Source organism: Alteromonas sp. 4NH20-0104 (assembly GCF_057547795.1).
Genome location: NZ_BAAJLP010000020.1, coordinates 92,818 through 100,657, shown reverse-complemented (window position 1 = coordinate 100,657; position 7,840 = coordinate 92,818). Strand labels below are relative to the sequence as shown.

Annotated in this window: 8 protein-coding genes; 7 read left to right on the top strand and 1 reads right to left on the bottom strand. The window is 46.9% G+C overall.

All coding sequences use genetic code 11. The features are described 5' to 3' along the window. Positions 1 to 239: 239 nt before the first annotated feature. From AC27IB_RS15050 to AC27IB_RS15020, 7 genes are all read left to right on the top strand, one after another. Positions 240 to 1,172: a VOC family protein gene (locus tag AC27IB_RS15050; RefSeq protein ID WP_487121935.1), complete on the top strand. Its 933-nt coding sequence runs from the start codon at positions 240 to 242 to the stop codon at positions 1,170 to 1,172. Then, positions 1,169 to 1,525: a Rieske (2Fe-2S) protein gene (locus AC27IB_RS15045; RefSeq protein ID WP_487121933.1), complete on the top strand. Its 357-nt coding sequence runs from the start codon at positions 1,169 to 1,171 to the stop codon at positions 1,523 to 1,525. Before AC27IB_RS15050 ends, AC27IB_RS15045 begins: the two co-directional genes overlap by 4 nt. A gap of 12 nt (positions 1,526 to 1,537) precedes the next feature. After that, positions 1,538 to 2,665 carry an FAD-dependent oxidoreductase gene (locus AC27IB_RS15040; RefSeq protein ID WP_487121931.1) on the top strand — a complete coding sequence of 376 codons (1,128 nt, stop codon included), beginning with the start codon at positions 1,538 to 1,540 and terminating at the stop codon, positions 2,663 to 2,665. Between the two features lie 2 nt (positions 2,666 to 2,667). After that, complete coding sequence (locus AC27IB_RS15035) at positions 2,668 to 3,441, top strand: SDR family NAD(P)-dependent oxidoreductase (protein WP_296051203.1); 774 nt, start codon at positions 2,668 to 2,670, stop codon at positions 3,439 to 3,441. Between the two features lie 112 nt (positions 3,442 to 3,553). Beyond that, a complete protein-coding gene (locus AC27IB_RS15030) occupies positions 3,554 to 4,468 on the top strand; it encodes a LysR family transcriptional regulator (RefSeq protein ID WP_296051206.1) in 915 nt (304 codons plus the stop codon). Between the two features lie 143 nt (positions 4,469 to 4,611). Continuing rightward, on the top strand, positions 4,612 to 5,355 hold the full coding sequence (locus AC27IB_RS15025; RefSeq protein WP_296051209.1) for an SDR family NAD(P)-dependent oxidoreductase: 744 nt from the start codon (positions 4,612 to 4,614) through the stop codon (positions 5,353 to 5,355). A gap of 11 nt (positions 5,356 to 5,366) precedes the next feature. Further along, positions 5,367 to 6,344, top strand: a complete 978-nt coding sequence (locus AC27IB_RS15020) for a fumarylacetoacetate hydrolase family protein (protein WP_296051211.1) — start codon at positions 5,367 to 5,369, stop codon at positions 6,342 to 6,344. A 240-nt stretch (positions 6,345 to 6,584) separates the two neighbouring features. On the opposite strand, the gene AC27IB_RS15015 is transcribed toward AC27IB_RS15020, so the two are convergent. Then, positions 6,585 to 7,811, bottom strand: a complete 1,227-nt coding sequence (locus AC27IB_RS15015) for an MFS transporter (protein WP_487121928.1) — start codon at positions 7,809 to 7,811, stop codon at positions 6,585 to 6,587. Between the last annotated feature and the right edge of the window lie 29 nt (positions 7,812 to 7,840).

Genomic DNA, 7,840 nt, shown 5'->3' with positions numbered 1-7,840 from the left:
CAGTCTAAGGAAAACAAAGTACGCTTTGAACTGTGTCAAAATTGTTAATTGAAACGATTGTTCAGGTTTTTTGGTGGGGCGAGTTCGTTTAGTTAAGTGATTGATTTTTGGTATTTTGATTTTTAATTTGATCGTTATCATTAATGTAAATAAAGTGTATCTGCGCAAACAATTTCTAGAGTGGTTCATCTCTGATTAGACTGGGTTTAAATAAATAATCATTAGAAGAGTAGTGTTATATGAATATTATCGGACCTGATGAATTGGTGTTTGGTGTTGATGACGTCGAAGCATGTTGTCAGTACATGACAGACTACGGCCTGATCCCTTTGAATGTTGATGCCTCTGGTGGCCGGTTCGAAGGACTCGATGGCACAGCTGTAGTGATTAAGCATCGAGACGATGCCAGCTTACCTGCTCCATTGCCAACCGGCTCAATGTTACGTGAGACCGTATATGGTGTTGCTGATCAGGACACTTTGGATGCCATTGAGGCTGAATTAAGTAAAGACCGCGAGGTTGGAAAAGAGGCTTCTGGCAAATTAACCACGGTCGATGACAGCGGTTTTGCACTGGGTTTTCAGGTGACCTGCCGCAAACCTTTTGACGGCAAAAACGAGCAGGTGAATTCGCCAGGGTTTGACGCGGTACGCGGACCAAATCAAATTGGTGCTGATACCTCATACGATATCGTTCCAGCATCATTATCGCATGTTGTTTATTTTGTGCCCGATGGCAAAAAAGCGGAGTCATTCTACATTAACAGGCTTGGCTTTAAAGTAGTGGATCGCTTCACCCAGTTAGGGCCGTTTCTGCGTCCTTCAGGTACCCTTGAACACCATACCCTGTTTATTATTGAAACACCGCCGCATATGCAGGGCTGTGAGCATTTTACCTTCCACGTCGCGGGCCCGAATGAGCTATTACTAGCTGGTAAGCGATTTCAGGATAAAGGCTACGAAAGTTTTTGGGGACCTGGCCGCCATATCTTTGGTTCCAATTACTTCTGGTATTTCAACAGTCCGATGGGCGTGCATGTGGAATACGATGCCGATATGGACTTACACGATGATAGCTGGGTGCCTCGTGAAACAATGGCCGAAGCGGATGCATCTCAAATCTTTAACTTTACCCTGGCGGCTAACTGGATGCCGGGAGGCGATCCTCATTGAGTGAGGGTGTTTATCTTGGCGAACTTGCAGAGATTCCACCAGGTGAATCCAAAGGGTATCGCCCCGATAGTGAAACGCAGGACCGATTATTTGTCATTCGGTTAACTGCCAGCAGGATCGTCGCTTACCGAAATTCTTGCCCGCACATGGGTTATGAATCTGCGCCAATGGCATGGCGGCGCGACAGGTATCTGGACGGTAGTAAGCAATATATAAAATGTGGTTCTCATGGTGCTTTATTTACCCTGAACAGTGGTGAATGCATTCAGGGGCCCTGTGAAGGCCAGTTTTTAACGCCTGAAAAGGTCACCGTTGACAGCAACGGTAACCTGATATGGTGGCCACATACTTAAGTGAGTAATGTTATGAGCGAATCTGTGAAGAAAATCCTTATTGTTGGCGGTGGTTTTACCGGCATGTCAGCGGCTATTCTGCTTCAACAGCAAGGCGTTGAAGTTCATTTGGTTGAGCTGGATGACAACTGGCGTACCGATGGTGCCGGAATAACCGTAAGCGGACCATCGCTCAGAGCCATCGAGCAAATTGGTGTGCTTGACCAATTTAAACAACATGGCGCCATTTGCCAGAACGTGGATATGTTTACTGCGGATGGTACCCATCTGCGTCAAATTCCGACTCCCGCAGTACCAGGCAGCTCCATTGTTGGCGGTGGCGGCATTATGCGTCCGGTATTGGCGAAAATTCTGGCAGAAGAAACGAAAAAGGCCGGTGTAAAAGTACTTCTTGGCCATACTTATGAAACGCTTGAAGATAAAGGCGACACAGTTGAGGTTACCTTTACCAACGGCGAATCAGATAACTACGATATGGTCGCAGCAGCGGATGGGGTGTTTTCGAAAACCCGTCAGATGATCTTTCCTGATGCACCTACACCACAGTACACCGGGCAGGTAGTCTGGCGAGCAGTCGTTGAACGCCATGGTCTGGATCGTCCTGCATTATTTTATGGTCCGAACGGGAAATGTGGTTTCACACCGGTTTCCAATACTCATATGTATCTCAACTATACCGAGCAGCAGCCCCAAAAGATTCGTATTCCGGATGAGCAACTGTTGCCTCATTTAAAAGGTTTAATTGCCGAATTCACTGCCCCTGTTATTGAGAAAGTAAAAGCAGAGTTAAACGAAAACTCCAGCATTCTGGCCCGTCCCTTGGAAGGTATGATTATGCAGCGCCCCTGGTCCAAAGGCCGGGTATTATTGATGGGCGATGCGGTACATGCCACTACGCCGCACCTGGCTTCCGGCGCGGGTATGGGCCATGAAGATGCAGTCGTTCTGGCCGATGAAGTGAAAGCTGGCGGTACGGTAGAAGAGATTCTGAAGCGTTTTGAAGATCGCAGATGGACGCGCTGTAGTCTGATCGTCGCCAACTCAAAACGGCTTGGAGAAATCGAGCAAACCGGAGGCTCAAAAGTAGAGCATATGCAAATTATGGCGCTCTCGATGAGTGCGTTGATGGCACCAATCTAACCATGCTGGCCGTCACCCAGCTATTTAGCCTGGAAGGGAAGCGTGCGCTGATAACCGGTGCGGCGGGGGGAGTAGGCAGTGCTATTGCCACTCTGTTTGCGGATGCCGGAGCCAGCTTGTTGCTGACAGATCGCGATGATGACACATTATCAAAGCTGTCTGTCAGTCTCGCTGAGCAAACCGATATTGATTCGCGTATCACTGATTTGTCCGACCCGGACAGCGTCAATGGTCTTTGTCATTTATTACACCGACAACCTGTTGATATTCTGGTTAATTGTGCCGGTATTGAAGGGCAGGTGGGTGGATTGGAAGATTGTTCGCCAGCGCAATGGCAACAATTAATGCAGATTAATTTACTCGCCTGTCAGCAGCTCAGTACCGCAGTGATCCCGACCATGCGAAAGAAAGGCGGGGGACGGCTTATTTATGTCGCCAGTATTGCAGGTCTGCGAGGTAACAAGGCGCTTGGACTTTATAGTGTGGCTAAAGCGGCACTTATGTCGATGGCCCGGAATTATGCGGTGCAGTGCGGACCTGACGGCATCACGGCCAATGCCATTGCTCCGGGCCTCATCAATACGCCATTGTCACAGCATTTACAGGCAAATGAGGCCTTCATGACACGTCGTTTACAAATGACACCACTCAGAAGAATTGGCGAACCCGATGAGATTGCTGCAACTGCTTTATATCTGGCCAGCCAGGCCGGTGCATTTACCACAGGTCAAACGCTGGTTGTGGACGGCGGCACTGTGATAACCGACGGAAACTAGTCTGGCGAAACGGTTTCTAACGGCAAATGTAAAGAAGTGCTGCATGGTGTTGCTTATATGTTACTGATGTGTATTCTACTATTTTGATATCAAACTCTTATTGGAAGTTATTGTGCGATTAAATCGACTTGACCTGAATTTACTGGTAGCGCTGGACGCACTGTTAACGGAAAGAAGCATTACTGTGGCGGCAGAGCGCATTTGCCTGAGTCAGCCTGCCACCAGTGGTGCATTGTCGCGTTTGCGTGAATTCTTTGACGACGAGTTGCTGGTTCGGGTTGGGTCTAAAATGCAACCAACTCCACTCGGTGAAAGCCTTGCTGAACCCGTACACAACATTCTTATGCAAATTCAGGCGACGGTTGAACGGGGGGTAGAATTTGACCCGGCATCCTGCATGCGTAACTTCAAATTTTACATTGGTGATTATAATGCGTCGGTTTTTATGACCCACGTTGCCCAACGAATAGCTGAAATAGCGCCTGGCATACAAATGGAATTTTTTATGCCCACCAATAAACCCACCGAAGAGTTGGAAAGAGGGCATGTGGATTTCATGATTATGCCAAGAGCAGTAATTCACGAAACACACCCATCCACTGATTTATTTTCTGAAGGCTTTGTCTGTATAGGTTGCGAAAACAATAGTAAGGTTACCGAGCAGATGACGTTGGAAGACTATATGAAATTAGGCCATGTGACGGTGCAGTTTGGCACCAACCGTGTGGCCAGCCAGGATCAGCTGTTACTAAAAGTTGAGTATGGCCTGGAACCACGAACAGAAATTATAACCTCAACGTTTAATGCAATCCCGCAGTTTTTGCCGGGCACCAAACGTATTGCTACGGTATATCGTCATCTTGCTGAGCACTGGCAACAGTTCTTACCAATCAAAATAGTGCCAGTCCCGGTGAAATTACCTGAGGTGACCTGGGCTATACAATGGCACAAGTTTCGAGACCATGATCCGGGTCTGAAATGGATGCGTGAGCAAATTATTGCCACAGCAAAAGAGCATTATTGTTAGCAGCGATAGACCCCTGGCTGGTTCCCCCTGAACTATCCTGCGCCACTATTTGTTCAACAAATAACAGGCCTCCGTATTCCTGAATAGTGTCAGCAAAAAACTGCTGTTACACTTTGTTTACAAATAATTCAGGAGTAAAACTTATGGCAGGCCACAACAACAAAATTGCCGTCATTACTGGTGCTGCAGGTGCATTAGGTCGCGAGTTTGCACTGGCTCTGGCACAGCGAGGCTGTGACATTGCCATCGCTGATATAAAGGATGCCTCTGAGGTTGAAGCCGAAATCAGAGCCCTGGGTCGCCGGGTTTACAGCGAAATTGTCGATTTGTCTGATAATAATCAGGTCGCTCAATTTGCTGCAAATGTATTAACCGGTTTCGGTCGAGTGGATATTCTTATTAATAATGCTGCCTACATGCCTGTGGTTCCCCTAGCAGATTTGGATATTAACGAGTTTAAAAAGTTTGAAGCCATCAATGTTGAAGCTGCTTTCATTTTGGCTAAGCGTTTTGGTAGCGGGATGGTGGAACGTGGCTATGGTCGAATTCTGCAAATAGCGTCCAGTACCACCGGTACACCAATGCCGGGGTTCAGCGCGTACGTAACCACTAAAATGGCTGGTATTGGTTTAACCCGAGCACTGGCGGCTGAATTCAGCAGTAATGGGGTGAGAGTCAATGCACTGTCACCGGGGCTTACCCGCACACCAGAGTCAGCAAAAAATTTACCACCTGAACTTTTTGATGCCGTGAAAAACAACCTTCAGCTAATCAAACAAACCGAAGAGCCCCAGGACTTAGTGGGCGCTATGTTGTATTTGACGTCGGAAGAATGTGGTTTTGTCACGGGCCAAGTCATTAATTGTGACGGCGGCGTAAATTTTTAACGGAGTAATTTATGAAATTAGCAACCCTTAAGAACGGTACAAGAGACGGAAAGTTAGTCGTTGTGTCGAAGAATTTGAGCCAGGCTGTTGAAGCTGCAGACATTGCCGTGACAATGCAATACGCCATTGAAAACTGGTCAGAAGTAGAGGGGCTGTTATCGAGTCTTTATGAAGCGCTTAATGATGGAAAATGTCATAACAGTTTTACTTTTGACCCTTATCAGGCCATGGCGCCTCTGCCTCGCTGTCATCAGTTTATTGATGCATCGGCTTTTTTAAATCATGGCAATATCATGGAAAAGGCCTTTAATCTGGACGTTAAGAAAGATCCGAATATACCTATCCTGATTCAGCGTCAGAGTGACGATTTTAAGGGCCCTCACGAAGACTACGCGTTTATCACTGAAGAAGATAACGCCGATTTTGAAGGGGAATTCGCGGTCATTACTGATGATATTCCCTTAGGCACGCCAGCCGATAAGATTGAGTCGCATATCAAATTAGTAACCATGTTAAACGACATGAGTATGCGTAAGCACTTGTTCCGCGAGTTGCAGATGGGCTTTGGTTTTATCCTGGCTAAACCGGCCACTGTATTTGCACCAGTTGCTGTTACGCCTGATGAACTTGGTGATGCCTGGAAAGAGGGGGGTATTCACCTTGATATGCACGTAAGCCGCAATGGTGAATGGTTCGGTAATCCAAATGGTGGAGAGATGGACTTCACTTTTGGTCAGATCCTAGGCCATATCGCTTATAACCGCAACATCAAAGCTGGCATGGTGTTAGGTTCCGGTACAGTCTCTAATAAAGGCTGGAAAGAAGTAGGCTCTGCCTGCCTGGCCGAACGTCGTGCGCTGGATATCCTTGAGACAGGTGAAGTAAAAACCGACTTTTTGAAGTTTGGTGAAACTCTGCAATTTGATGTTAAAGATGCAGAGGGTCAGTCTGTTTTCGGTATGATTGATCACAAAATGGTTAAAGCGTAAAAGCGATAACTCAAACATCGTTTTACCAAGAATAAGCCGGGGCGTTTAAAACAGCACCCCGGCTTTTTAGTAATTGAAATAGTTAGCACCTGTTTAGAGCAAGGGAATTTTTTTGATTACGGAGGCATTTAAATCGCGAAAGCGGCTTAGAAATTCTAAGTCATAAAAGATAAAGTCCTTCAAGTACAAACCTGAAGGGCAGTGTTTGTGACTAGTGCATGCACTAAAGCTTTACAAGCCTTAGTGAGAAGACACTTCTTTAGCGGGTTGGACACGGCTGTTCTGGACGAAAAAGACAGCGATGAAACACATCACCAGAGCAACAACAGCGAAGGCCTGAAAAGCCTGCAAAAAGTTTTCCTCACCTACCTGAGTCAGCACAAACGCAAAGCTTAATGTGGAAGCAAACTGGCCGATGGCGAAAGTTGATTGCCACATGCCTGTGCCGCGGCCCCTAACGGTAAACTCTAACTTTGAAACCGCCCAGGTCAGCATGGTAGGTAATAATAACCCTGCTCCAAACTGATTAATAAAGCCCGTAACAATCAGCATTTCCGGCGATGTCGACTGCGACATACCAAAAAAGCCCAGTGCTAGAATACCGAACTCAAGTATAACCAGATTTCTGACCGAGAGATGATGATGAGCATAGCGGTAGGCAATAGCCCCTGCAGGTACACCAATACTGGCAATGGCGAGCAACAGTCCGGCTTTACCCGGATCATTGATGTCAAAGGTACCCAAAGCCGTACTTAACTGGAATTGCAAAATGTAAAACATCACGCCACCCACCAGTGTAAAACCGCACACCTTTAGCATGTGCGACCAGGGAAAAACGGTAGGCTCGTCGCCTTTGGCACTGTGATCAATTAGATCATGCTGATGTCCTTCTTTTTTACCAATTTCCCAGGTAAAAAAGATGACTCCGGCCATCATTATCAGTGCAACGCCATAGATTGCAAATGGACCCCTCCAGCCGTACTCTGAGCCGAGGAAACCTGCCAGTGGGAACAAACACATCGCTGATAATGAAGCCATTGCAGCCTGACTACCGAGCCATTTATCGCGCTGATCACCGGTAAAAAAGTCTCCGATCAGAGTGGTACTGCAGGTAATAACTATTGCTTCGCAAACTCCCACACCAATTCGAGAAATTAACAATGGCCAGTAATTATCAATAACCAGGGGCAGTAAACCACAGATTGAATAAAGGCCCATCGACCAGATAAGCAGGCGACGCCGACCAATATTATCAGCAAGCCAGCCGGCAACGGGGGCGCCAAGGGCTATACACAAGGCGGGTATTGATATCAGCATCGGTACCAGATAGTTAGCTCCCTCTATATCACCAAAAGCTTCCATTAGTTTGGGCATAATAGGAGCCAGTAACACAGCCCCCATTACAGTTAAGGTGATTGGCAGTATTAAAATAATGCCTTGTAGGGTACCCGCTGTTCTTGTTGTCATAATTATTACTCGCTAAGGGGGAGTGGTGC

Coding starts and splice junctions, on each gene's coding strand:
- AC27IB_RS15050 (WP_487121935.1), top strand. CDS start 240: ATGAATATTATCGGACCTGATGAATTGGTGTTTGGTGTTGATGACGTC.
- AC27IB_RS15015 (WP_487121928.1), bottom strand. CDS start 7,811: ATGACAACAAGAACAGCGGGTACCCTACAAGGCATTATTTTAATACTG.
- AC27IB_RS15020 (WP_296051211.1), top strand. CDS start 5,367: ATGAAATTAGCAACCCTTAAGAACGGTACAAGAGACGGAAAGTTAGTC.
- AC27IB_RS15025 (WP_296051209.1), top strand. CDS start 4,612: ATGGCAGGCCACAACAACAAAATTGCCGTCATTACTGGTGCTGCAGGT.
- AC27IB_RS15035 (WP_296051203.1), top strand. CDS start 2,668: ATGCTGGCCGTCACCCAGCTATTTAGCCTGGAAGGGAAGCGTGCGCTG.
- AC27IB_RS15040 (WP_487121931.1), top strand. CDS start 1,538: ATGAGCGAATCTGTGAAGAAAATCCTTATTGTTGGCGGTGGTTTTACC.